Raw genomic sequence first — 1,428 nt, forward strand, 5'->3', positions numbered from 1 at the left:
ACGCGCCAACGCCGTCAACAACACATCATTCACCTGCGTCCGATACACCCCCGGCACCCGCTGCAACAGAGCCTCGGTGTCAGCAACCGACAGGGCGACGGAGACCGTGCGGGCCGAGGCGACCGTGTTGGCGCCGCCGGGCAGGTCGACCGGGAGCTCCGGGTCGGCCTGCTCGGTGACGGAGCTCCAGTACGCTGCCTGGTCGTCGAAGCCGCCGTCCGCGGTGTGCGCCGTCAGCTCCTGCGCCCACTGGCGCACCGAAGCCGACTTCGGGCCGAGGTCGGGCGTGCGGCCTGCTGCCGCCTGCTCGTACGCGGCGGTCAGGTCCTCCAGCAGGATGCGCAGGGAGACGCCGTCGACGACGAGGTGGTGCGCGGTGAGGAGAAGCCACGGCGCGCGCCCGGCGCCCCGGCGGCCGAAGAGGACACGGACCAGCGGTCCGCCGTCGAGGTCCAGGTCCGCCTGGGCCGCAGCGGTCAGCTCCTGCCACCGCTGCTCGGCCGCCGCGTCGTCCTCGGGCAGGTCGTGCGCCGTGAGGACGTGCTCGGCGGTGACAGCGGCGAGGTCCGCGAACCGGGCCGACGCCGGGCCGGCGAACACGGTGCGGAGCGCGTCGTGCTGCGCCAGGACCGCCTCGAGCGCAGTGCGCAGGACGGTCTCGTCGGTGGCCGGGTCCAGTTCGAGGGCGAGAGACATGTTGAAGTGCTCGGGCGCCACTGGGTGCGTCTCGAAGAACCACTCCCGCGCGGGCAGCGTGGGCACGGCGCCGGTGAGCGGGCCCTGCTCCGCGGTGGTGGTCACCATGCCGTCGGTGACAGGCGCGGGCACGACGGCTGCCAGTGCGGCGATGGTGGGGTGCTGGAAGACATCCCTGGAGGACAGCGTGAGTCCGGCGCTGCGGGCCCGAGACACGACCTGGAGGCTGATGATCGAGTCGCCGCCGAGGTCGAAGAAGTTGTCGTGCACACCCACGTCCTGAAGGCCCAGGACCTCGCCCCAGACCGACGCCAGAACACGCTCCGTGTCCGTCCGCGGAGCAACACGGGCATCGTGGTCGGCGGTGAACTCGGGCGCGGGCAGGGCCTTGCGGTCGAGCTTGCCGTTCGCGTTCAACGGCAGCTCCTCCAGCACCACGAACGCGGACGGAACCATGTACTCCGGCAGCGCTGCCGCCACATGCTCACGCACAGCTCCCATGTCCACATCGGCGGCGGGGCTGTCGGTCACGAGGTAGGCGGCGAGGCGCTTGATGCCCGGCCGGTCCTCACGGGCCACGACCACTGCCCGCGTCACCGAACCGTGAGCACACAGCACGCTCTCGATCTCACCGAGTTCGATCCGGAAGCCACGCACCTTCACCTGGTCGTCACCACGACCCGCGTACTCCAGAGTGCCGTCCGCACCACGACGCACCACATCCCCCGTCCG

1 protein-coding gene is annotated in these 1,428 nt (G+C 71.4%); it reads right to left on the bottom strand.

Going from position 1 to position 1,428, the window contains the following annotated elements; genetic code table 11:
- On the bottom strand, positions 1–1,416 hold a 1,416-nt coding region (locus ACFCV8_RS36030), incomplete at its 3' end, for a condensation domain-containing protein (RefSeq protein ID WP_376689778.1).
- Positions 1,417–1,428: the final 12 nt, after the last annotated feature.

Source organism: Streptomyces sp. NPDC056347, from assembly GCF_042262625.1.
In the GTDB taxonomy this organism is placed as follows: Bacteria; Actinomycetota; Actinomycetes; order Streptomycetales; family Streptomycetaceae; genus Streptomyces.